Source organism: Arachnia propionica, from assembly GCF_037055325.1.
GTDB lineage: Bacteria > Actinomycetota > Actinomycetes > Propionibacteriales > Propionibacteriaceae > Arachnia.
This window is the reverse complement of sequence record NZ_CP146373.1, coordinates 258,883-280,505: the sequence shown is the minus strand read 5'-3', so window position 1 is coordinate 280,505 and position 21,623 is coordinate 258,883. Positions and strand designations below refer to the sequence as shown.

At 60.8% G+C, this 21,623-nt stretch carries 21 protein-coding genes and 1 tRNA gene; 8 read left to right on the top strand and 14 right to left on the bottom strand.

The window, feature by feature from the left end:
* Nucleotides 1–127: 127 nt before the first annotated feature.
* Nucleotides 128–1,576 (bottom strand): sensor histidine kinase, encoded by a 1,449-nt coding sequence (locus V7R84_RS01215; RefSeq protein ID WP_338571195.1) that lies wholly within the window; start codon nucleotides 1,574–1,576, stop codon nucleotides 128–130.
* An 84-nt stretch (nucleotides 1,577–1,660) separates the two neighbouring features.
* Here V7R84_RS01215 and V7R84_RS15380 point away from each other — a divergent pair, with 84 nt between their 5' ends.
* Nucleotides 1,661–1,735: a 50S ribosomal protein bL37 gene (locus tag V7R84_RS15380; RefSeq protein ID WP_395858221.1), complete on the top strand. Its 75-nt coding sequence runs from the start codon at nucleotides 1,661–1,663 to the stop codon at nucleotides 1,733–1,735.
* Between the two features lie 65 nt (nucleotides 1,736–1,800).
* Here V7R84_RS15380 and V7R84_RS01205 read toward each other — a convergent pair whose 3' ends face one another.
* Together V7R84_RS01205 and V7R84_RS01200 are read right to left on the bottom strand one after the other, a co-directional pair.
* Nucleotides 1,801–2,067 carry a zf-HC2 domain-containing protein gene (locus tag V7R84_RS01205; protein WP_338571193.1) on the bottom strand — a complete coding sequence of 89 codons (267 nt, stop codon included), beginning with the start codon at nucleotides 2,065–2,067 and terminating at the stop codon, nucleotides 1,801–1,803.
* The gene (locus V7R84_RS01200; RefSeq protein ID WP_338571191.1) at nucleotides 2,064–2,660 is read right to left on the bottom strand and encodes a sigma-70 family RNA polymerase sigma factor; all 597 of its coding nucleotides are present in this window, start codon (nucleotides 2,658–2,660) and stop codon (nucleotides 2,064–2,066) included. The genes V7R84_RS01205 and V7R84_RS01200 overlap by 4 nt, the downstream gene beginning before the upstream one ends.
* Before the next feature lie 177 nt (nucleotides 2,661–2,837).
* Here V7R84_RS01200 and V7R84_RS01195 point away from each other — a divergent pair, with 177 nt between their 5' ends.
* From V7R84_RS01195 to V7R84_RS01180, 4 genes are read left to right on the top strand one after another with little or no spacing between them, the layout of a single operon-like run.
* Entirely contained in the window at nucleotides 2,838–3,359 is a 522-nt protein-coding gene (locus tag V7R84_RS01195) for a DoxX family protein (RefSeq protein ID WP_338571188.1), read from the top strand.
* Nucleotides 3,356–4,633 (top strand): 3-phosphoshikimate 1-carboxyvinyltransferase, encoded by a 1,278-nt coding sequence (aroA, locus tag V7R84_RS01190; RefSeq protein ID WP_338573768.1) that lies wholly within the window; start codon nucleotides 3,356–3,358, stop codon nucleotides 4,631–4,633. Before V7R84_RS01195 ends, aroA begins: the two co-directional genes overlap by 4 nt.
* On the top strand, nucleotides 4,633–5,604 hold the full coding sequence (gene rsgA / locus V7R84_RS01185; RefSeq protein ID WP_338571186.1) for a ribosome small subunit-dependent GTPase A: 972 nt from the start codon (nucleotides 4,633–4,635) through the stop codon (nucleotides 5,602–5,604). Before aroA ends, rsgA begins: the two co-directional genes overlap by 1 nt.
* A gap of 28 nt (nucleotides 5,605–5,632) precedes the next feature.
* Nucleotides 5,633–6,436, top strand: a complete 804-nt coding sequence (locus V7R84_RS01180; protein WP_338571183.1) for an inositol monophosphatase family protein — start codon at nucleotides 5,633–5,635, stop codon at nucleotides 6,434–6,436.
* 13 nt (nucleotides 6,437–6,449) lie between these two features.
* Here the strand turns inward: V7R84_RS01180 and serA are convergent, their stop codons facing one another.
* From serA to V7R84_RS01150, 6 genes are read right to left on the bottom strand one after another with little or no spacing between them, the layout of a single operon-like run.
* On the bottom strand, nucleotides 6,450–7,640 hold the full coding sequence (gene serA, locus V7R84_RS01175) for a phosphoglycerate dehydrogenase (protein ID WP_338571180.1): 1,191 nt from the start codon (nucleotides 7,638–7,640) through the stop codon (nucleotides 6,450–6,452).
* Nucleotides 7,641–7,670: 30 nt separating this feature from the next.
* Nucleotides 7,671–8,435 carry an ATP-binding cassette domain-containing protein gene (locus V7R84_RS01170; protein WP_338571179.1) on the bottom strand — a complete coding sequence of 255 codons (765 nt, stop codon included), beginning with the start codon at nucleotides 8,433–8,435 and terminating at the stop codon, nucleotides 7,671–7,673.
* Entirely contained in the window at nucleotides 8,432–9,259 is an 828-nt protein-coding gene (locus tag V7R84_RS01165; protein WP_338571178.1) for an ABC transporter ATP-binding protein, read from the bottom strand. The genes V7R84_RS01170 and V7R84_RS01165 overlap by 4 nt, the downstream gene beginning before the upstream one ends.
* Nucleotides 9,256–10,065, bottom strand: coding sequence for an ABC transporter permease (locus tag V7R84_RS01160; protein ID WP_338573767.1), 810 nt, complete (start codon nucleotides 10,063–10,065; stop codon nucleotides 9,256–9,258). The genes V7R84_RS01165 and V7R84_RS01160 overlap by 4 nt, the downstream gene beginning before the upstream one ends.
* Nucleotides 10,065–11,024 (bottom strand): ABC transporter permease, encoded by a 960-nt coding sequence (locus V7R84_RS01155; RefSeq protein ID WP_338571176.1) that lies wholly within the window; start codon nucleotides 11,022–11,024, stop codon nucleotides 10,065–10,067. The genes V7R84_RS01160 and V7R84_RS01155 overlap by 1 nt, the downstream gene beginning before the upstream one ends.
* A gap of 1 nt (nucleotide 11,025) precedes the next feature.
* Nucleotides 11,026–12,546: an ABC transporter substrate-binding protein gene (locus V7R84_RS01150; RefSeq protein WP_338571175.1), complete on the bottom strand. Its 1,521-nt coding sequence runs from the start codon at nucleotides 12,544–12,546 to the stop codon at nucleotides 11,026–11,028.
* Between the two features lie 136 nt (nucleotides 12,547–12,682).
* Between V7R84_RS01150 and V7R84_RS01145 the strand changes: the two genes are divergently transcribed.
* Both V7R84_RS01145 and V7R84_RS01140 read left to right on the top strand, forming a co-directional pair.
* Nucleotides 12,683–12,756, top strand: a tRNA-Met gene (locus V7R84_RS01145).
* Nucleotides 12,757–13,332: 576 nt separating this feature from the next.
* A complete protein-coding gene (locus V7R84_RS01140; RefSeq protein WP_338571172.1) occupies nucleotides 13,333–14,337 on the top strand; it encodes a M23 family metallopeptidase in 1,005 nt (334 codons plus the stop codon).
* Nucleotides 14,338–14,382: 45 nt separating this feature from the next.
* Here the strand turns inward: V7R84_RS01140 and V7R84_RS01135 are convergent, their stop codons facing one another.
* Genes V7R84_RS01135 through miaA form a run of 4 tightly spaced genes read right to left on the bottom strand, consistent with a single transcriptional unit; the run spans nucleotide 14,383 to nucleotide 19,616 of the window.
* Nucleotides 14,383–16,374 carry an ATP-dependent DNA helicase gene (locus V7R84_RS01135; RefSeq protein WP_412728072.1) on the bottom strand — a complete coding sequence of 664 codons (1,992 nt, stop codon included), beginning with the start codon at nucleotides 16,372–16,374 and terminating at the stop codon, nucleotides 14,383–14,385.
* Nucleotides 16,367–17,761: a GTPase HflX gene (gene hflX / locus V7R84_RS01130; RefSeq protein ID WP_338571170.1), complete on the bottom strand. Its 1,395-nt coding sequence runs from the start codon at nucleotides 17,759–17,761 to the stop codon at nucleotides 16,367–16,369. The genes V7R84_RS01135 and hflX overlap by 8 nt, the downstream gene beginning before the upstream one ends.
* Nucleotides 17,762–17,797: 36 nt before the next feature.
* Entirely contained in the window at nucleotides 17,798–18,622 is an 825-nt protein-coding gene (dapF, locus tag V7R84_RS01125) for a diaminopimelate epimerase (RefSeq protein WP_338571167.1), read from the bottom strand.
* Nucleotides 18,623–18,650: 28 nt separating this feature from the next.
* The gene (miaA, locus tag V7R84_RS01120) at nucleotides 18,651–19,616 is read right to left on the bottom strand and encodes a tRNA (adenosine(37)-N6)-dimethylallyltransferase MiaA (RefSeq protein ID WP_338571164.1); all 966 of its coding nucleotides are present in this window, start codon (nucleotides 19,614–19,616) and stop codon (nucleotides 18,651–18,653) included.
* 47 nt (nucleotides 19,617–19,663) lie between these two features.
* Between miaA and V7R84_RS01115 the strand changes: the two genes are divergently transcribed.
* Nucleotides 19,664–19,852, top strand: a complete 189-nt coding sequence (locus V7R84_RS01115; protein WP_338571162.1) for an antitoxin — start codon at nucleotides 19,664–19,666, stop codon at nucleotides 19,850–19,852.
* A gap of 168 nt (nucleotides 19,853–20,020) precedes the next feature.
* Here the strand turns inward: V7R84_RS01115 and miaB are convergent, their stop codons facing one another.
* Nucleotides 20,021–21,487, bottom strand: coding sequence for a tRNA (N6-isopentenyl adenosine(37)-C2)-methylthiotransferase MiaB (miaB, locus tag V7R84_RS01110; RefSeq protein WP_338571160.1), 1,467 nt, complete (start codon nucleotides 21,485–21,487; stop codon nucleotides 20,021–20,023).
* Nucleotides 21,488–21,623 lie beyond the last annotated feature (136 nt).

Genomic DNA, 21,623 nt, shown 5'->3' with positions numbered 1-21,623 from the left:
GAACCCACAAAGACCCTCGGAGGGCGGATCGCGGCGCAGTGACTTTCATCGGAAAGACGCGGAGCGAACCTATCCATCGCCGCAACAGGTCATGATGCTTCCACCAGGCCCGTTTCTCGGCATGAAATCATGACAGTGGAGGCAGCACCAAACGGGCGCAGGCCCCGGGTTCATCTTCCCGGTTCCCGATCTCCAGAGTCCCGCCCAGATCCCCGACAAGTGTCGAGATGATTGCCAAACCAAGGCTGGTCTGATGTCCGAGGACGAACCCTTCGGGTAGACCTGCTCCATCATCGACCACGTCGATGACCAGTTCGTCCTCGGACACCTTGGGCCTCACCTCGATGCGACCCTCCCCACCATCCATGCCGTGTTCGACAGCGTTTTGGCAGAGTTCTGTGATGATCATGGCCAAGGACGTCGCGGTTTCGGCCCTAATCTCCCCGAAACTACCCACGCGAACTGCTTCAACAGCTCCCGAAGTGGCCGCAAGATCGCCGATCATACGAAGAATGCGGTCACACACACCGTCGAAGATCACGTCCTCGTCCAGGTTGTGGCTCAGCATGTCGTGAACGACGGCTATGGATGACACCCTGCGCATCGCATCCTGCAATGCCTCCCGGCCCTCCTCAGACTTGATCCGTCGAGCCTGCATCCTCAGCAGAGCCGCCACTGTCTGGAGGTTGTTCTTGACCCGGTGGTGAATCTCCCGAATGGTGGCGTCCTTGGTCACGAGCATGCGATCGCGGCTCCGCAGATCCGTAGTGTCACGGCATAGGATCAACGAGCCCATCGGCTCGTCCTGTACTACGAGTGGAAGCACCACTACACGCATGGATGCGCGTGGCTGCTCCACGTCGAAAACGACGCTGCGCTGCTCCGCCAGATCAGCCTGCACGGTCTGCCCCATGGATTCAACCCCACGCATGACGCTTCGGATCAAGGCGGTGAAATCTTCATCCGCGATGTCGCCCTGAGCACCGAGCCGCCGGAAGGCGGTGATCGCGTTCGGTGAGGCGTAACTGATCCGCCCGCCGGGCTGAACCCGGAGAACCCCATCACACACCCGGGGGGCAAAGGCCTTGTCGGAAACCGGAGCCAAAGGAAAGTCCCCTTCACGGATCATGCTGGTCAGGATGTCCGCGGCCTTGAGGTAGTTCTCCTCCAGGAGACCGGTGGCACGCATACCCATCTGGTTGGTATGACGCTCCAGCACCGCGATGCAACGGCCTCCTCGGAGAACCGGTATGGCCCATACATCAACGGGTATACCGGCGGACAGCGCGTTGTCGCTGGTTTCGCTGATCTCATGGCTCATGTAGGCCACCACTACCTGGTGGTCAAGTTCATAGGCGATCTGTTCCCCTATTACGTCGTCTTCCAACGCCGTCGGTCCGGTCACCGGACGAATCTGGGCAATGCATGTGAACACCTCACACCCAGGGCTGTCGTCCTCAGGAACCCACAACAAAAGGTCCGAGAACGACAGATCGCTCAAAAGGTGCCACTGCCCCCGGAAGGCCAGAAGCCATTCAGAATCGGATAGTTCGTCGGGGGGATGTTTCCTCACCATGGCCCTACTCTGCCATCGTCTTGACTGGTGACGCCACGAAGCATCTGGCACAATGGCCGTCGCAACTGGAAGAAGGAGACCCCGATGGGCAAGACCGGCCGTAAGCGTCGCGCACGTCGCAAGAGCAAGGCCAATCACGGCAAGCGTCCCAACGCCTGACGCGTGAAGCGATCCGCCCCCGTTCTCGATCACAGGAACGGGGGCATCGTTGTGCGCAGGAGACCTCAGTGGGAGAGGCAGAGAGCCATGAGTTTGTCGCGCAGCGCTGCCGGAGCGGCGGTGGCCGGCTGGCTTCGGCGAATCATCTCGGTGATGACGGATTCAATCTCGAAGCTCTCCATACATCGCTCACAAGCATGTAGATGGTGTCGCACGTGATCGGCATCCGATTCGGGCAGTTCTCCGTGCAGGAAAGCGTGCAACGCATCCAGAGCCTGCAGGCATTCATCCATTCCCTCGTGTTCGTGTCTCGACATGTCAGGATCGGTCATGCCCTGACACCTCCGATACCACGTTCAGCAGCATAAGCTGCAAGGACTTTACGTAGCTGTGCGCGGCCACGGTTCAGGCGTGACATAACAGTGCCTATCGGGGTTCCCATGATGGCGGCTATCTCCTTGTAACTGAATCCCTCAACATCGGAGAGGTACACCGCCAACCGGTAATTCTCGGCAAGCCCGGCCATCGCATCTGCCACGACAGTGTCGGGAGTGTTGTCGAGGGCCTCCATCTCGGCCGACCGCAATCCTTGGGAGTCATGGGAGGCGGCTTTCGCCAGTTGCCAGTCTGTGACCTCCTCGTCCCCGCTCGTCTGCGGTGAGCGGGCGGCCTTCCGGTAGGAGTTGATATAGGTGTTGGTGAGGATCCGGTACAACCAGGCCTTCATGTTTGTACCTGGCCTGAACGAGTCGCGGCCTCTCAGAGCCTTCACATAGGTCTCCTGCACCAGATCTTCGGCATCAGCAGGGTTTCGGGTCATGCGCAGGGCAGCGGAATAGAGGCGGTCGAGATGCGTCAAGGCCTCGTTCTCGAACGCCAACCCGAACTCTGCTGCATCCAGGAGGGTGGTGTCGCTTTCTTCCATCACGAAAGAACATACCGGGGTCCGGCTCCGCATCGAAGGAGGAGCCCCCGACAGGACAGCAGATGTCATGCAGAGTGAACACACCGGAACCGGGGAAATATTCCCGTACCCGTCGATGTCCATGACATCACCCCCCAGTCGTTCCAACCAGACGTTGACATGGGTAAGTTTGACTACATGAGTCTGTTGCGTTTCCTAGCCCGTAGCCTTTTCGCCAGCACCTTCGTCGCTGATGGCGTGCGTAAAGTCACCTCACCGAACGAGTTGGCCCCAGAAGCCGAGGCGTTCACATCCCGCGTCACTCCCATCGTTCAGCGGGTTGTCCCCTCCAGCTATTCCTCGCACGTGCCCGACCGAGCAGAATCCTGGGTGCGCATCTGCGGTGCCGTCGAGGTCGCCGGCGGCGTGATGTTTGCAACCGGAATCGGTCGCCGCATCGGGGCGTGCCTGCTGGCCAAGGCGAGCATTTTGAACATCGCCGTAGCCCTTCCCGAGAAGGGCTCCGATCCCGACGAAAAGCAGGCACGACGCCCCGAAGTACTGAAGAACGTGGCACTCCTCGGCGCATCCCTGCTCGCAACCCAGGATCTTCAAGGTCGTCCCAGTGCCTCGTGGCGCCGCAAGAATGCTTCCCACAAACTTTGCCGCCGGATGAAGGCTCGGGCCGCCAAGAAGGCACGGCAGGCGGTGACCTCCTGACTGCTGACTTCCTCGCGACAGCTGCAACAGCAGTCCGGGGAATTGTCGAGGTGCCCGGTTCCAAATCAGAGACGAACCGGGCACTGGTGTTGTCCGCACTCGCGAGTGGCCCGTCGATACTGACTGGAGCACTGAAGTCACGAGACTGCACCCTCATGCTCAATGCGTTGCGCGCGCTTGGAACAATCATCGAGGAGCTCAGCCCCGGCGAGTTGCACATCACCCCCCCGGAACGGTTTCACGGGGCCCCAGACGGCATCAACTGTGGTCTTGCCGGCACAGTGATGCGTTTCGTCCCCCCCATGGCGGCCTTGGCCGCTACCCCCACCCTTTTCTTCGGCGACCCGCAGGCCACGACCCGCCCGATGTCCGGACTTCTGGATGGTCTGCGTCAGTTGGGCGCAAGAATCGAGACCGATTCACTACCCTTCGTTCTGTCCCCGGGACCGCTTGTGAGTAACCCCGAGGTCACGGTTGATTCGTCTGCATCCAGCCAGTTCCTCTCCGGGCTATTGCTGGTCGGAGCACGTCTACCATCAGGTCTCAGGCTGCGTCACATCGGAGAATCCGTGCCTTCCCGACCCCACATAGAGATGACCTTGGCGATGCTGCGCAGCCGCGGTGTGCTCGTCGATGAAGATGAAACGGATGCATTCTCGTGGCGAGTCCATGCCGGCCCAATCACGCCACTCGATCTGCGTGTTGAACCCGACCTGACCAATGCCGCGGTCTTCCTCGCTGCTGGCGCCACCACAGGCGGCTCCGTCACGGTGTCGGGATGGCCTGAATCCACCCTTCAGCCAGGAGAACAATTCTTGAATGTAGTGAAACGGATGGGCTGCACCACATCCCGTGGCCCGGAAGGCGTGACCGTCACCGGGCCCGATCGATTGCAGGGGATTGACATCGACCTGCACAGCGCCTCAGAGCTGACCCCTGTCGTGGCCGCCCTTGCTGCTCAGGCGGAGGGAACCACCCGGATAATGGGTGTCGCACACATCCGCGGCCATGAGACCGACCGTCTGACCGCGCTCAGGACCGAGCTCCAGAAGATGGATATCGCAGTCATCGAGCATGATGACGGCTTGGAGATCGTGGGCAAGCCGGAGGAACGAACTCCTGTCGCGTTGTCCTCCTATGCCGACCACCGCATGGTGCACTTCGCTGCGATCATCGCATTGACCAGGCCGGGCACCACCGTTGATGACGTATCCTGTGTCTCGAAGACCATGCCGGATTTTCCGAAACTCTGGAACCGCTTGGTGGCCGCCTGATGGCACGCTGGCAGGACGACCATGCGTCCTTCGAACGTCCCCGAAAACGCAGCCGCCCACGCACCAAGGATCGCCCCGATTACTCGAGTGCCCCGGATGCTTTGGTTGTTTCCATCGATCGGGGTCGGTACCGCTGTTTCCTCAACAACGGTACCGCAGTCACTGCGACCAAAGCACGCATCCTGGGACGCAAGGGCGTCATCGTCGGGGACCGGGTCAAGTTGGACGGTGACGTCTCTGGCGCTGCCGGTTCCCTTGCTCGCATCGTCGAGGTCGAAGAGCGTCGCACATGGTTGCGTCGTTCTGCCGATGACCTTGACACATTTGAACGTCCCATCGTCGCCAATGCTGATCAGCTGATGATCGTTACCGCTCTAGCGGATCCGGAACCGAAAACGGGAATGATCGACCGCATCCTGGTCGCCGCCTACGACGCCCAGGTCTCTCCGATTCTGTGCTTGACCAAAGCTGATCTTGCGTCCCCCGATGCGCTCCGTACTGCGTATGCCCCTTTGGAGATCCCCGTCGTCGTGATCCACCCCGGCAGCGATCTTTCTCCTGTCAGAAGTCTCCTCGAGCACCACGTGACGGTACTGATCGGACATTCCGGAGTGGGAAAATCGACGCTGGTCAATGCGCTGGTTCCCGGAACTGGCAGAGCCACTGGAGCGGTCAGCGACGTGACCGGCAAGGGACGCCACACCTCCACATCCGCGGCCGCCATCGCCCTGCCCAGCGGCGGCTGGATCATCGACACCCCCGGTGTACGTTCCTTCGGGATCAGCCATGTTCGTGCCGAGGCCTTCATCGGAGCGTTCCCTGATCTCAAAGACATCGTCACTGCCTGTCCACGTGGCTGCCGGCACGACTCCTCCGCTCCAGAATGCGCTTTGGACGATGCCGTTCGCCATGGCAGGCTCAGCGCAGAAAGATTGCTCTCCTTCCGAAGGATGGAGCGGGCCTTCGCCTGACAGTTGAGGTCTCGGCTACCTTAGGAACATGGTCGCCAGCAAAGAACTCACCGACGATGTCCGCCTGGCTCATGTGATGGCCGACGATGCCGACTCCATCTCCATGAGCCGTTTCAAGGCCCAAGACCTGATGATCAAGACCAAACCGGATTCCACCCCGGTCACGGAGGCCGACACCGCCGTTGAGGAGTCGATCCGACGCACTCTGTCTCGAACCCGGCCCCGTGACGCAGTCCACGGCGAGGAGATGCAGGACACCGGAGAATCCAATCGTCGTTGGATAATCGACCCCATCGACGGAACCGCGAACTACCTGCGTGGGGTTCCGGTATGGGCGACACTCATTGCCCTCGAGCTCGAAGGACAGATCGTCGCCTCCGTGGTTTCCGCTCCCGCGCTCGGACGTCGTTGGTGGGCCAGCATGGGCGGTGGCGCCTACACGGGTCGCTCAATCTTGAACGCCACCCCGATCCACACCAGTAAGGTGTCACAGCTTTCCGACGCGTCTTTGTCCTATGCGAGCATCAATGGCTGGGTGGAGTCGGGACGTGGCCAGGGTTTCGTGGACCTGATGCGCGAATGCTGGCGTTCCCGTGGATATGGTGACTTCTGGAGCTACATGCTGGTGGCCGAGGGAGCCGTGGACATCGCCTGCGAGCCGGAACTCGCACTCTACGATATGGCTGCTCTCGACATCATCGTCCGCGAGGCCGGTGGCCGTTTCACCAGCATCGATGGCGAACCAGGTCCATATCACAGAAACGCTTTGGCGACCAACGGCCTGCTCCACGACGTCGTTCTTGAAAGGTTGCGCCCCTCCGAGGCAGGATGATGCGGGACGTCTCCTAGACCATCCGAACCCGGATGCTCTCCTCGAGGCCTTGGAGTTCGGCCACTAGACCCTCGTAGTGCTCTCCGGAAACGTCTGTGACAACGTAGCCGTACTCTCCAGAGGTAGCCAAGGTCTGGAAACCAATGTTCATGTTGTGGGAGGCGAGCGCGTGATTGAGCCGAGCCAATACCCCCGGAACATTCCGGTGAAGATGCAAGATACGCTCCGCGCTCGCTGCTGAGACGGAGACCTCAGGAAGGTTTACCGCCATAGATGTGTTCCCATAGGCCTCGTAATCCGAAAGTTTGCCGGCCACGTAGCGACCAATGTCGACCTGTGCCTCCTGGGTTGATCCGCCAACATGCGGAGTGAGGATGACATTCGGGATTCCCTGCAGAGGTGACACGAAAGGCTCGTCCTTGCTCGCAGGCTCTCCCGGGAACACATCGACCGCTGCGCCCGCGATGTGCCCTGATCTAAGGGCTGCCGCCAAGGCGTCGACATCCACGACGTTACCTCTGCACAGGTTCAGGAAAAGGGTTCGTGGCCGCATCTGGGAGAACTCCTTCTCCCCGATCATGTGCGCGTTGGAGGCTCTGCCATCTACGTGCAGCGTGATGGTTTCACAACGTTCGAACAACTCTTGCAGAGAGTACACACGCGTAGCGTTTCCCAGCGCCAAGCGGTCCACGATGTCGTAGAAGTAGACCCGCATCCCAAGACCTTCGGCCAGCACCGACAGCTGAGAACCGATGTTGCCGTAGCCAACAATTCCCAGAGTCCTGCCGCGCACCTCATGAGATCCAGTTGCCGATTTGTCCCAGATGCCTGCATGCATGCTGGTGTTCCTGTCCCCCAGGCGCCGCGCCAGGGTAATGATCTCACCGAGGGCCAACTCCACCACGGAGCGCGTATTGGAGTAGGGGGCGTTGAACACGGCAACTCCCGCAGCTGCCGCAGCTGGAAGATCGATCTGATTAGTCCCAATACAGAAGGCGCCGACCGCGAGCAACTGCGGATGAGCTTTCAACACCCGCTCAGTGATGTATGTCCGGGAACGAATGCCGAGAAGCTCGACACCATCAAGGACCTCGATCAGTTCGACTTCATCGAGCGCGCTGGACAGCACCTCGACCTCGTGGCCGCGGCTTTCAAGCGCACGCACGGCCTCGGAATGGATGTTCTCTAGAAGCAGGACCTTCACGGCAGGTCATGTTACAGCCGCACCCCATGGTCACAAGGAGAGAGTGGCCTCCAGTAGCCTCTGCGTGTACTTGTGCCGTGGTTCCTTGAAGACTTTTTCCACAGGACCTTCCTCAACAACTTGCCCAGCATCCATCACCACGACCCGCTCGCACAGATGCCGCACGACGGCCAAATCGTGGCTGACGAACAACATCGCAAGATTTCTTTCCCGAACGGCTTCAACGAGCAGATTCAGCACCTGGGCACGCACGGAGACGTCGAGAGCTGAGACGGGCTCATCAGCGATCAGCAGGTCCGGTGAACTCACAAGGGCCCGGGCAATGGCGACCCGCTGGCGTTGTCCCCCAGACAGTTCATGAGGAAACCGATCCAGCATCGCAACATCCAACCCAACTCCCTTGATGGTTTCCGCTACGACACTTTCTTTTCCTTCCCGGGCTTTCAGCCACGGTGAACGAAGTGGCTCGGCAACGATTTCCCGTAGTTTCATGCGTGGGTTCAAGGATGCGTTCGGATCCTGTGAGACCAAGGACACCCTGCTTCGGACATCAGCGAGGTCCTTGTCGGACAGCCCATCGATCCGCCGACCCTCGAAACGTACCTCACCCGCTACCGGACGGACCAGACCCAGCAGAGTCCTCAACGTGGTAGTCTTGCCTGACCCGGAACCGCCGACCAGCCCCACCCGCTCCCCCGCAGAGAGGGTAACGCTCACCTTGTGAAGTGCCTGGAAAGTTCTGCGACCGCGGCGAAAAATCACATCGACGCCGTCCAGTTCCAGTAATGCGCTCATCTCTCCACCCCTCGCCAGTAATCAGCCACGGTCGGGAGTCGGCTTCCAGGAGCCACATCTGACAATCGCGCAGCGGCAACCAGGCCTTGGGTATAGGGATGCTGAGGAGAACCGATCACTTCCTCGATGGAACCGTTCTCAACAATTCTCCCGTCGAGAACAACCATCACTCGTTGGCAGACCTGCCGCACCACCGCAAGATCGTGACTGACGAACAGCGCAGCCCGGCCCGCAAACTCGGCATCGAGAAGGTCGAGAATCTGTTTCTGCACGATCACGTCGAGTGCAGTGGTCGGTTCATCACAGATCACTAGGTCCGGCCGGTTGGCCAGGGCCATGGCGATCAGGGCGCGTTGTCGTTGCCCGCCGGAGAGCTGATGTGGGAAGGAGTCTGCAATACGCTCAGGATCCGGCAGCCCTATATGCGCCAGCCAATCTAGCACGAGGGCCCGGATTTCTCCCCTGTGTTCGGCGTGATGCAAGGCCACCACCTCACCAATTTGACGGCCGACCCGCATGGTTGGGTCCAGCGCCGTCATGGGTTCTTGGAAAACCATCGAAACCACGTCTCCACGCAGTTTTCGAAGTTCCTTCTCGGGGCGTCCCACAAGTTCTCTGCCAGCCAATCGGATCGACCCGCTGACCTGAGCGTTCTCTGGAAGCAGCCCCATGACGGACAGCGCTATCACGGTTTTTCCGGAACCGGACTGCCCGATGAGGCCGAGACGCTCCCGCTCACCGAGAACGAACGAGACCCCGTCGACCGCCACCTTCCGACGCCGACCGAAGGTTACTCGCAAATCCTCGATCTCCAGAAGACTCATGTCAGCTCCCGCAGCCTGGGGTCGAGAAGATCACGAAGACCATCTCCGAGCAGGTTGCACCCCATGGTCGCCGCAGCTATGGCCACTCCGGGCCACAAGGCGATCACAGGAGCCACAAAGATCTCTTTCTGTGCCTCCTGCAGCATCCGCCCCCATGTCGGTACATCCGTTCCCGACCCCAGTCCCAGATAGGAAAGTCCGGATTCCGCAAGGATGGCGATCCCGACGCTGACGCTGGCCTGCACCCCCAGCACCGGAGCAATATTAGGAAGCACGTGTCTGAGTGCGATATGCCGGCGCGGAGTACCGGACAGCCGGGCTGCCTCGACGAAGGCCAACCCCATCACCTGGATGGTCGCTGCACGGGCAATCCGCACGAAACTCGGGATTGTGGACAGGGCTATGGCCATCAAGGCAGTCCACACGGATCCGCCGAGCGCAGCCGCAAACAAAATGGCCAGCAACAGGGCAGGGAAACCGTAGAGCACATCGGCTCCCCGAGAGATCAGGACGGCTCCCCAACCGCGCGACATCCCTGCGATCATTCCCGCAGGGATACCGATCAGCGCGGCCCCGGCCACCGATCCCAGCCCGACCAGGAGCACCAGCTTCGCCCCAGCGATCAGGCGGCTAGCAATGTCAAAACCGCTGTTGTCGGTACCCAGCCAATGGGCGAGCGATGGCGCCTCCCGGACGCCTCCCGTGACAGCTGCAGGGCCATGAGGAGTCCAGAACAACCCCACCAGGGCGAGTAGGACAACGAAGGAGATCAACACGGCACCGAAGGCCAGATTCGACCGACGCATCATGAGATCGTCCCCGCTTCCTTGAGCCTCGGATCGACGGCCTGGTACACCACGTCAACCACGAAATTGATTACCAGAACCGCCCACACGAGGATCAGGACGATTCCCTGGACCAACACCAGGTCACGCTGGGAGACTGCCAGCAACAGCCGTGAGCCCAGCCCCTGGATGGCAAACACCTGTTCGATGATGATTGCCCCCACCAGCAGCGTCGCCACCTGGAGTCCGATCACAGTGAGCAGTGATATCGCGATGTTGCGGGTTCCATGACGCAGCAGCGCACCCAGCCTGGACCACCCAACGGCACGGGCAGTACGGAACCAGTCCTCACTGGTCACCTCAATCACAGCGCTTCGGACATAACGCGCCAGCAGGCTGCCCTGAACCAACGCCAAGGACGCGACGGGGAGCACCAGGTGGGTCACCCAGCCCACCGGATCACGACTCAGGGGAATGTAGCCCCCGGCGGGCAGCCACCGCAAGTTCACCGCGAACACGATAACCAACCACATGCCTGCCCAGAAAGCAGGAACGGACAAACCGGCCTGGGAGAACGTCGATGCGATGAACCCGCTGACATGTCGTCGCCTCAGGGCCGCGAAGGAGCCGAGCGGGATCGCGATGACCAGGGCGAAGAGCATCCCGAGAACCACCAACCACACGGAGATACCAAGCCTCGGCAGGATCTCCCCCAGTACGTCGCGCCCCCCCACGAAGGTGGTTCCGAAATCGCCCACCATGACTCCCTTGAGCCATTCGAAATAGCGGAGCAGTAGCGGACGATTCAATCCGTGACGTTCCTCGAAGGCAGCCACTTCTCCCGGGCTCGCCTGGGTCCCCAACACCACGTTGGCGATGCTCCCGGGAAGCGCGTTGGTGACCAGGAAGATCAGAAGCGAAGCCACCAACAGACTCACCATCAGGCCGATCAGCCGCCGGCCGAGATCCCTGAGCAACACCTCAGCGGCTGGTGGCTACGTGGGTCATGTCGAACGACAGTCCCGTGGCGTTCGTCGTTATCCCCGAGATCTCGGTCGTGGTGACCACCAGATTGGGTAGCAGGAACAACCAGTCGGCGGCGGCATCATCCGCCAGCAGTTTCGCTGCCTCCTTCAAGATGGTCTCCTGTTCTGTGCTCGTGGGGGCAGCGTCCGCTTTGTTGATCAGCTCCGCGAACTGGGGGTTGTTGTACTTCCAGTAGTAGTTGGGATTGGCAAACTGGGGAAGATCCCAGGGTTCAACATGGGCCACGACGGTCATGTCGTAGTCGTGCTGGGTGTAAACCTGCGACAGCCACGTGGAAAAGTCCAGCTCCTCGACGCTGACCTCGATACCGACCGCACGCAACTGGGCAGCTACGAGTTTCGCGATAGGGGGACCGTAGGGAAGGGTGGGCACCCGCAGGCGCAAGGTCAGGCCACTGGCATATCCGGCCTCTTCAAGAAGTTGTTTCGCCTTGGCCGGATCGTACGGGTACGTGTTGGAGAGGTCCTCATACCACGGGTCGGTGGGGGGAACCATCGAACCGATGAGGGTTCCCTTCCCACCCCAGACACTGTCCAGAACGGCCCTGCGGTCAATGGCGTGGTTGATGGCCTGCCTAACCTTGAGATTGGAAAGAGCTGGGTTGCTGTGGTTGAAACCCAGCACCACTTCGCCGTTCGTGGTGCCTTCGAGCACCTTGAAGCGGGATGCATCGGAAAACTGGCTCACCGACTGAGGAACAGCCAAGTTGGAGATGATGTCCAACTGACCCGACAGCATCGCCGCCACCATGGCGTTCGCATCTGCGTAATACCTGAAGTTCACCTCGTCCACGCGAGGCCCGGTTCCCCAGTACTGTTTGTTTCGCGCCAAGGAAACCACGGAACCGATGTCATGGCGCGAGAAAACATACGGGCCGGAACCGGCAGGTTGCGCACTCAGGTTCTGTCCAGAAGAAAGGTCGTAGATGATCCCAGCCGTGGATGTGATGTCATAGAGCCAGCGTCGGCTTGGACCTGTCAGGGACACCTCCACCGTACGTTCATCGACGGCACGCATCTCCTTGACATGACTCATCTGCTTTTTGAGCACCTCGGTTGTGTTCTCACCATCCCGCGTACGTTCGAAGGATGCGATGACCGCAGCTGCATCGACTGACTTCCCAGAAGCGAAGGTGGCGTTGGGTTCCAACTTGAAGGTGTAGACACTACCGTCGGAACTAACACTCCACGAACGGGCCAGAAGGGGTTTGATCTCACCCTTCTCATCGATACGCACCAATGTCTCGTAGACGTTGTACAGCAGCACAAACGGTGTACCTGCTCCCGTATCAGTGGCTGGATCCATGCCTGTGGGCTCGGTAGTTGCCCCAACATTGAGGACGATGGGTCCCGACCCTGCCCCACTGGATCCGCCGCAGGACACCAATGCCAGGCTGAATCCCAGCAACATGACCAGCAGAGCCGTCAAAAGGCGAAAAGGCCGGTTGGTTCTCATGTCTACGTTCTCTCCCGTGATGGACGGCGATGAAGACCTCGGCAATCCTAACCCGCTCCCCCCCCTCAAACGTTAATGCTGCGCCGCCCAAGCGATTTGGCGTTCCCTCACACCCGGTGTACAGTTGATCAAGCACCGCGGGGTGGAGCAGTTCGGTAGCTCGCCGGGCTCATAACCCGGAGGCCACAGGTTCAAATCCTGTCCCCGCTACTATGCTCGGGTCCTCTGACCAGCTGGCTCGATGGTCGTTGAACCTCGGACACGCAATCACAGACGTCGGGATTTTCATCCCGACGTCTTTTTCATGCCGCAGCCCACAGTTGACACCCTCCAAACTCCATCGACCGGGGACATCTTGCTCAAGCAGACCGGCTCCCTCCGTACCCACACCTCCGATACGCCGAGGCACGACAGCAAGAAGCACATCCTCAGGAATTTCTCAGTTAACGCTCACCCACATGCACCCCAACCTCAACCAACCTATGAATTTTCTGTGAAGAATTTTGACAAAAGCCCTAGTCAAAGCGATTTGAACACTCAACCTCCGCCGACCGTCCGCAGAACCCTGAAGTAAACTTGAACTCATCCTGAGAAACCCTCAGGATTGATGGCATCTTCCAACCGAAAGGACCAACCATGGGATTCTTGAAGCCCACTCAGCCTCGTCGTGGCTGCGCAGCCTTTGGTCCGGGAGCCATCCCGCGCCGAGCCCTCCCGACTCCACCTGCTCCTTGGCGTCGCCCGCTCGCCGCGCTGGTATTGGCAGGAAGCATAGGAACGATGGGCATGGCATCCCAGAGCGCAGCTGCCGCCGAGATCGACCCGTCGGCAGGGCATCATGATGCCGTTACCAACAAGTCTGGCGAACAGAATCCGGCCTCTGCCAAATCCACGTCTCGCGACACCCAGAAGTCCGGTTCTGACCACGCTGTGACCCCGAAGCGCGCTGCCGCCAGCAATCACGAGTGCAATGAGCAGTCCGTTCCTCGACGCGCGCACTCCGAATCCGTTCAGACGTCCACTGACGGTGACAAGAGCATCAGCAGCTCCTCGTACAGCCGCAAGGGCTCAAGCTCACCCAACAAGAAGAGCAGCTACAACAGCAAGAGCTCCACCGGCAACAAATCGAGCTCCGCCAAGAAGAACTCCGGGTCCACCAGCAACAAGTCAAGTTCCGCCAAGAAGAACTCCGGGTCCACCAGCAACAAGAAACGAGCCGGGCACTCCAAGAACTCTTACAACGGCAGCACCCGCTCGGGAAATTATTCCTACACGAAGAGCAGTTCCAAGTCGAGCAGCTCCTCCAGCTCATCATCCACTAGCCCCGCCGCCAGCAGCGACGCGGCTGCCCCCAGCAGCACCACAACCACCAGCGGGGCAGCAGCACCCCTGGCAAAGGGAAGCTACCGGATCGGTGCAGCCTTCGGAGCCACTGGAAGCTGGTCCCGGTACCACACTGGTCAGGACTTCGCCGCCAGTAGCGGAACCCCCGTCTACGCCGCGACCTCCGGCACCGTAATCAGCGGGAATGTCGGTTCCTGGGCCGGCAACTACGTCGTCATCCGCGCAGCTGATGGCTCTTCCACCCTGTACGCGCATATGAGCGGTACTGATGTAAAGGTGGGCCAGCAGGTCACCGCTGGGCAAAAGATCGGGAACGTGGGCAGTACAGGACGCAGCTTCGGCGCTCACCTGCACTTCGAGTACTATCCCTCCGGGGTCACCCCTGGCGATGTCTACTCCGCCACAAACCCGATGAGCTACCTCCGATCAATCGGGATTTCCATGTGAGGTTTCTCCCTTTTCCTCTCAAGCAGCTGCGCGGCGCCGGGTCTTCTACTCGGCGCCGCGCAGCCTCAAGAGCGCATTGGCAGCGATATCCAGGTTCTTCGTGCGCCAGAATCCCGGAAGAGAGCTAGTGAGGAATCCTCCATAACGGGCCCTGATGACCCGAGGGTCAAGTATCGCGACCACACCGCGGTCATCCTCACGCCGAATCAGCCGACCGGCTCCCTGCGCCAGCAGCAACGCCGCATGAGTGGCTGCCACCGCCATGAAACCGTTGCCTCCCGCATCGTCCACAGCTTTCTTGCGCGCCTGCATCAGTGGGTCGTCGGGACGTGGAAAGGGGATCTTGTCAATGATGACCAGTTGACAGGTCTCTCCTGGAACATCGACCCCCTGCCACAAGGACATGGTGCCAAACAGGCTCGTGGCCGGTGTCTCCCGGAAGTTTCGTTGAAGTTCCGAAAGCTGCGCATCCCCCTGGCATAGGAACTCGAGCTCCGGCAACACCCGACGGCAGTGCGTCACCGCCTGTTCGGCGTTCCGACGCGAGGCAAACAGCCCCAGGGTCCGTCCGCCAGCCGCCCAGACGAGTTGCGCGATCTCGGCCAGCACGGCGTCGGTGAGCCCATCCCTACCGGGTGGAGGCAAAGATGCAGCGACGTAAAGGATACCCTGCTTGGCGTAGTCGAAGGGAGACCCCACGTCAACCCCTCGCCAGCTGGCGTCACCTTCGGCTCCTCCAGCGTACCCGCTCAGCTCATCGGCAGTATTAAGCCCGATGCTGGTAGCGAAGACCCGGAAATCACCTCCCAGTGTGAGGGTCGCGGATGTGAGCACCGTGGTTGCCTGCCCGAACACCTGTTCCCGCAGCAAACCTGCCACCGAGAGCGGAGCAACATGGACAGTCTCCCCCATCCCGTCCGAACGGCTGACCCACACCACATCCTGATCGGCCAGTCGCGCGATTCGTTCGGAAATGTCGAAGATTTCCCCCAGTGCCCCAGCCGCCTGAGAACGTTCAGGATTGTCCCTGTCTTTCCCCAAATCGCTGATCGCCCGGCGCGAGACATCGCGAAGGCCGGCGCAGGCCACCGGCAACGGCACGTCAGCCCCAGTGATGCGTCCCGTGGGGCTGTCTGCCAGAGCATCCTGTAGTTCCTCGACCGCATCCAACAAGTCACCACCCAGTTCATCACCCAGCCAGGCCAAGCAGCGTTTCACCACTCGTTCTGCAACCCCAGCGCTCAGCTCCCCGGTCGCAGCCGTGGTGAGGCGACCCATCAGCTCGTGCGCCTCGTCGATTATCAGCGCATCGTGTTCCGGAAGCGCAGTGCCACCGTGCATGGCGTTGATCGCCACCAGGGCGTGGTTGGTAACGATCAGATCCGCGCTCCGAGCCGACTCCCGTGACCTCTCGACGAAGCACTCCCCGCCAAAAGGACACCGAGAGACGCCTGGGCATTCCCGGGTCGGGATGGAAACCTGTTGCCAAGCAGCGGCTGTGTGGGGCGGAGCCTCATCACGATCACCTGCCCCTCCCGCCAGGAGCTGTTCCTCCACCCACTCACGCAGCATCAACACCTCAACTCCGAGTTTTGAAGGCGACCCAGATTCATGGGAATCGCTCAGTTCAGCCGCCCCCAGGAGAGTCCCTTGACCGCTCTCGGTAGACCCATCGCGGGCACGGAACAGGCAAGCGTAGTTGTTGCGTCCCTTCAGCACGCAGGCCCGGGGACGTTGTCCCGCCACATGCTCGACCGCGTCCAGAGCAGCCGGAATGTCGGAGCCGGCCAGTTGGGCCTGAAGCGCCAAGGTGGCCGTTGCGACCACAATGACCTCGCCACGCTCCACGATCCGCGCCAGCGCTGGCGCCAAGTAGCCGAGGGACTTGCCAGTTCCGGTTCCGGCCTGGACAAGCAGATGGGTGCCCTCCTCCAAGGAGTCGGCAACAGCTGCCACCATCGCCACCTGGCCGGGCCTTTCGCCTCCATCGATCCCGGAGATCGCCCGCTCCAGGATCCGTCCCGCAAGGTCAGACACCGTATTCGCTCAGTTCCTCCGCCAAGCCGGGATGGACTCGCGCACGCACCTTGGTGCCATCACCGGTGTGCTCCAGCGCCTCAATGGTTCCTGTCCGGTGGATGCGGTCCATGAGGTCACCGCGGCTGTACGGAATGAGCGTCTCGACGTGTACCTCCGGGTTCGGCAGCTTGGTCTCCAGGGCATCGGCCAGCTCCTCCAGGCCCTGACCTGTACGAGCGGAAACCACCACGCAACCGGGATGTCCGGCCCGTAGGGCCAGCAGTGTGGCGTCATCCGCACGGTCCGCTTTGTTACAGACCAGCAGTTCTGGCACATCGCCGGCGCCGATTTCACCGAGGACCTGACGCACCGCCGCGATCTGCCCCTCGGGATCCGGGTCTGAGGCATCGACTACGTGAAGGAGAAGATCCGCGGTGGTGGATTCCTCCAGGGTCGAACGAAACACCTCCACCAAGTCGTGTGGAAGATGACGAATAAATCCGACAGTGTCGGTCAACGTGAACACCCTCCCGTCCCGGGTCTCGGTGCGGCGGGTGGTGGGGTCCAGGGTGGCAAACAGCGCATCCTCCACGAGCACACCCGCGCCAGTCAGCCGGTTCAGCAACGAAGACTTGCCCGCATTGGTGTATCCGACAATCGCTACACTGGGCACCCTGTTTCTGCGGCGTTCAGCGCGTTTGCCTTCTCGGGTGACATCCATGTCACGGAGCCTGCGGCGAAGCTGTGCAATCCGGTGGTGAATGCGCCGCCTATCCGTCTCGAGTTTCGTCTCACCGGGCCCGCGGCCACCGATACCCGCGCCGCCAGCGGCGCGACCGCCAGCCTGTCGAGACAGGTTTCCACCCCAGCCACGGAGGCGCTGTTTCAGGTACTGCAGCTGGGCAAGTTCCACCTGGGCCTTGCCCTCCGCAGATTTCGCATGCGATGCGAAAATATCAAGGATCAACGCAGTCCGGTCCACCACCTTGACCCTGATGCGATCTTCCAGATTCCGCAATTGCGCCGGTTGCAGCTCGCCATCGCAGACAACCGTATCGGCGCCGGTGACGCGAACCACATCGGCCACTTCTTCCACCTTGCCGCGTCCGATGTAGGTGGCGGGATCGGGTTGATTTCTCCGCTGCACCAAGGCCTCCAGAACCTCGGAGCCAGCGGTCTCTGCCAGCATTTTCAACTCGGCCATCGCGTTATCGGCGTCCTCCTGGGTCCCGGAAGTCCACACAGATATCAGCACCACCCGTTCCAGCCGCAGCTGGCGGTACTCGACCTCGGAGATATCCTCCAATTCGGTGCGCATACCAATGACTCGTCTGAGCGAGTGCCGCTCGGCAAGCTCAGCTTGATCACCGTCGTGGTGCGGTTGTGTCTCAAAGGAAGTGCTCATCGTCGGACCATTCTTTCAGGCCCCGACGACAAATTCTCAGCTCCAGTACTCACCGCGCGCTACGATCACGGCCGGTCCCGTCAACCAGGCATCATCACCCTCAAAGCTCACGGTCAGATCTCCACCACGGACACGCACCTGGATTGGACCATCAAATCCACTGCGATCACGATAAGCGGTTGCAGCGGCTACCACTCCCGTGCCGCAGCTCAGGGTTTCCCCACAGCCGCGTTCATGAACACGCATGAGCAGTTCCCCGGGCAAGACTTCATGAACGAATTCAACGTTCACACCCGCAGGAAAGGCATCCGTGGGGCTCCATGATGGAGCTTTGGAAAGATCGAGTCGCCGGAGGACGTCATGGTCTGTGAACACAACAACGTGTGGATTGCCGACATCGGCAGCCCGACCCGTAAACATCCGCTCCTCGTGAGTGATGGCAACAGGTTCCGTTCCCAAGCTAACCACACCCAAATTCGTCGCTATCAGTCCTCCGCGGGCGACCCGAACCTGCTTGAGCCCCACCCGGGTCGCGACGGTGAACTCCCCGCTCTGGACCAGCTGATCATTCAAGAGGTGGCGGGCGAACAGTCGCAGACCATTCCCGCACATCTCAGCAATCGACCCGTCGGCGTTGCGGTAGTCCATGAACCACAGCTCCGGATCGAATTCTTCTCCGGCCACCTGGCCGGCCCTCACCACCCGCAGCAGCCCGTCTCCTCCGACACCGGTGTGGCGGTTGCAGAGCGCAGCAACTGCTTCGGCGCTCAGATCCTGCATCCCGTGTGGATCATCAATGATGATGAAGTCGTTGCCTGTGGCGTGACCCTTGGCGAACGTGTACCGGAACAAAGTGCCCACCTATCCCTTCCAGCCCGATTCAACAATTCTACGTCCCGGAGATTTCGATGATTCGGGCGGGGTTACCAGAATCCCTCGCAGGCAGCCACACGATCCTGGGGTCCCGTCGATACCATCCTAGCTGCTTGCGGAAAAACCTCCGGGTGGTTCGCTTCACCTCCTCTTTCGCCTCCTCCTCGCTGCACTGTCCGTCAAGGAAGGCGAGAACCTGTCGGTACCCGATCGCACGGGAGGCCGTCCGCCCGTCCCGCAAGCCACGAGGAATCAGGTTCTCGACCTCGGCCACGATGCCTCGGCGCCACATCTCTTCCACCCGTGCGTCGATGCGGCTGTCCAGTTCATTCCGATCCAGTTCCAGCCCGACCTGGTGTACCCCATCGAGTTCGTAGGTCCAATCGGGAAGCACTGCTTGATGCCCCCCCGTCAGCGCACGGATTTCCAGCGCTCTCACGATGCGTCTGCCATTTCCGGGGTCGATGCGAGCAGCAGATTCCGGGGCCAGAACCGTCAGGCGAGCGTACAGTTCTTCCACCCCAACACGTTCCAGTTCGGCTTCCAGCCCTGCCCTGAGAACCGCGTCTGAGCCCGGGAATTCGAAGGCATCGGTGATGGCTCGAGTGTAAAGAGCAGAACCACCGACCAGGATCGGAACGACTCCACGATCCCGCAAATCCGCTATGACTTCCCTGGCGCGGGCCTGGAAATCAGCAACAGATGCGGTCTCGGTGACCTCCAGGATGTCGATCAGGTGGTGCGGAACTCCACCTCGTTCAACCTCGGAAGGTTTCGCGGTACCGATGTCCATGCCTCGGTAGACCAGCATCGAATCCGCGTTGACCACCTCGGCGGGTTTCCCCCGCCCAATAAGCTCGCGGGCCAGCGAGACCGCGAGCGCCGACTTGCCCGTCGCGGTAGGTCCGACAAGCACTATCAGGGGCGGATGCATGAGCACCATCCTGCCAGTCCCGGTGCGGAACTTGTCCGAAACAGGCATGATGGATCCCTACGGTGCGCCAGGCACTCAGACCAGGAGGCAATGACATGGGAATCTTCGACAACATCGGCGAGCAGGTGGCCCAACACGGCGAAACCATCGATCAGGCAATCGAGAAGGGGGCCGAATTCATCGATGAGAAGACTGGCGGCAAACACAGCGAGCAGATCAATCAGGCCACCGATTTCGTCAAGGACAAGGTTGGCGGTCTGGCCAACAAGAAGGAGGGCGAGTAGAAGGTCATACGAACGGGGTTTCGCGGCTGTGTACCGATACTCTTGGTCGCCCGGCCCGTTCCTCATCGCACCGTCTCACCGGCCCGCCACCACGGCGCTCCCCACCGGGGCGGTTCTTGACATCTCACCTCGGCAACCTCTGGCCTCAGGCCGGGGGTTGTTCTCTATTCAGGGGCGCCGCAGGCCTGGCATGCCCAGAGAAACTCCCGTGGTTTCAGGCACCTCCGTGTTGGCGGCTTCCCACGCATCGCCACCCCGAGTTCGCCGCAGTCCCCTGAGCGGGGCATCGGAATTCAGGTGGTGCGGAGCGGCATGGGTGATGGTCGCATAGGCGATGTCCCCGGGCCTCGGACGTTCCGTTGGCTCTTCACCAACCGCCACATGCACCAGCCTGTTGTCACGGGCCCGCCCACTCATACGGTTGGTTGCGGAGTCCTTGCGCCCTTCCCCTAGAGCAAACATGACCTCTATTTCCTCGCCCTCGAAGCGACGATTCTCCTCCCAAGCGATCTTTCCTACCAGCTCGGCCAGCCGTTCGTAGCGTTCCCGGACAGCCTCAGGGGCCACCTGATTTTTCATTTCAGCTGCCGGGGTTCCCGGTCGTTTCGAGTATTGGAAGGTGTATGCGGCGGAGAAACGCGCTTCACGCACCACATCCATCGTGGCCTCGAAGTCTTCATCGGTCTCCCCGGGAAAACCAACGATGATGTCCGTGGTTATCGCTGCATGCGGCATGGCCTCCCGAACACGTTCCAAGATCCCAAGGAACCGTTTCCTGCGGTATGAGCGCCGCATCGCCTTCAAAACCGCGTCCGAGCCAGATTGCAGGGGCATGTGAAGCTGCGGCATGACATTGGGGGTCTCGGCCATGGCGACGATCACATCGTCGGTGAAATCCTTGGGATGGGGGGATGTAAACCGCACTCGTTCCAGACCTTCAACCTGGCCGCATGCACGCAGCAGCTTCGCGAAGGCCTGTCGGTCCCCAAACTCCACTCCATAGGCGTTCACGTTCTGCCCCAGAAGGGTGATCTCCTGCACACCCTGGTCAACTAGCATCCGCACCTCGGCAAGAATGTCTCCCGGACGTCGATCAGTCTCCTTTCCACGGAGCTGCGGAACAATGCAGAAGGTACATGTGTTGTTGCATCCGACACTCACCGACACCCAGGCGGAGTAGGGCGATTCGCGACGGCTCGGCAAGTTGCTGGGGAAGGTCTGCAGGGCCTCGACCACCTCCACCTGGGCGGCTTCCTCTACGCGGGCCCTCTCAAGCAGCGTAGGAAGACTGCCCACGTTGTGAGTACCGAAGACAACATCCACCCATGGCGCCTTGCGCAGAATCACATCCCGGTCCTTCTGGGCCATACAACCACCCACCGCGATCTGCATCCCGGGATGGCGTGCCTTGATTGCCGCCATGTGCCCAAGATTGCCGTAAAGACGGTTGTCAGCGTTCTCGCGCACCGCACAGGTGTTGAAGACCACCACATCTGCTCCTGCTCCGAGAACAGGTTCTGCGGGCTCAGGGGCACGCATCAAGCCGGCTTCCTCCAACAAACCCGCGATCCGTTCGGAATCGTGGACGTTCATCTGGCAGCCGTAGGTAATGACGTGGTAAGTGCGTGAAGTCATGGTGGCCCAACTCTAGTGGTGTGCAACGCCGAACCGCCGCAACTCGGCGACCTGTTGGCTGTGCTTCACGTATCACGCCCATGCCGTTCCTCCCGCACGCGCTGATCAATTTCCTGACGCCACCAGCAATCTCGCT

Bases quoted from the DNA above. Each gene is read 5' to 3' on its own strand.
- hflX (WP_338571170.1), bottom strand. From the start codon at position 17,761: ATGAGCACTTCCTTTGAGACACAACCGCACCACGACGGTGATCAAGCT.
- V7R84_RS01115 (WP_338571162.1), top strand. From the start codon at position 19,664: ATGGGAATCTTCGACAACATCGGCGAGCAGGTGGCCCAACACGGCGAA.
- V7R84_RS01140 (WP_338571172.1), top strand. From the start codon at position 13,333: ATGGCATCCCAGAGCGCAGCTGCCGCCGAGATCGACCCGTCGGCAGGG.
- V7R84_RS01215 (WP_338571195.1), bottom strand. From the start codon at position 1,576: ATGGTGAGGAAACATCCCCCCGACGAACTATCCGATTCTGAATGGCTT.
- miaA (WP_338571164.1), bottom strand. From the start codon at position 19,616: ATGCCTGTTTCGGACAAGTTCCGCACCGGGACTGGCAGGATGGTGCTC.
- V7R84_RS01180 (WP_338571183.1), top strand. From the start codon at position 5,633: ATGGTCGCCAGCAAAGAACTCACCGACGATGTCCGCCTGGCTCATGTG.
- V7R84_RS01195 (WP_338571188.1), top strand. From the start codon at position 2,838: ATGAGTCTGTTGCGTTTCCTAGCCCGTAGCCTTTTCGCCAGCACCTTC.
- V7R84_RS01165 (WP_338571178.1), bottom strand. From the start codon at position 9,259: ATGAGTCTTCTGGAGATCGAGGATTTGCGAGTAACCTTCGGTCGGCGT.
- rsgA (WP_338571186.1), top strand. From the start codon at position 4,633: ATGGCACGCTGGCAGGACGACCATGCGTCCTTCGAACGTCCCCGAAAA.
- V7R84_RS01150 (WP_338571175.1), bottom strand. From the start codon at position 12,546: ATGAGAACCAACCGGCCTTTTCGCCTTTTGACGGCTCTGCTGGTCATG.
- miaB (WP_338571160.1), bottom strand. From the start codon at position 21,487: ATGACTTCACGCACTTACCACGTCATTACCTACGGCTGCCAGATGAAC.
- V7R84_RS01205 (WP_338571193.1), bottom strand. From the start codon at position 2,067: ATGACCGATCCTGACATGTCGAGACACGAACACGAGGGAATGGATGAA.
- V7R84_RS01160 (WP_338573767.1), bottom strand. From the start codon at position 10,065: ATGCGTCGGTCGAATCTGGCCTTCGGTGCCGTGTTGATCTCCTTCGTT.
- V7R84_RS01200 (WP_338571191.1), bottom strand. From the start codon at position 2,660: ATGGAAGAAAGCGACACCACCCTCCTGGATGCAGCAGAGTTCGGGTTG.
- V7R84_RS01170 (WP_338571179.1), bottom strand. From the start codon at position 8,435: ATGAGCGCATTACTGGAACTGGACGGCGTCGATGTGATTTTTCGCCGC.